This window comes from Micromonospora sp. DT227 (genome assembly GCF_049841835.1).
Lineage (GTDB): Bacteria > Actinomycetota > Actinomycetes > Mycobacteriales > Micromonosporaceae > Micromonospora.
The window spans coordinates 1-230 of record NZ_JBNCLA010000103.1 but is presented as its reverse complement, the minus strand read 5'-3'; the positions used below and the strand labels follow the sequence as shown (position 1 = coordinate 230).

Below are 230 nucleotides of genomic sequence, written 5' to 3'. Positions count from 1 at the left end.
GCCGCCACCGACAGGTCCCCACCCCACCCGACAATCAACTCCTGCACCTCGTCCAAAGGTGCAGGCACCGACACCATGCCCCCCGACCCCGACAACGCCACGATCGCCCGACTCCGCAACGCCACCACCCGCGCCCCGTCAGCCAACGACAGGCCACCAGCCACACACGCCGCCGCGATCTCACCCTGACTGTGCCCCACCACCGCCGCCGGAACCACACCCACCGAACG

The 230-nt window shown here is 70.4% G+C and carries 1 protein-coding gene; it reads right to left on the bottom strand.

The window, feature by feature from the left end; all coding sequences use genetic code 11:
• A partial coding sequence (locus tag ACLQ2W_RS34085) for an acyltransferase domain-containing protein (RefSeq protein WP_425792040.1) occupies positions 1-230 on the bottom strand: 230 nt, incomplete at both ends.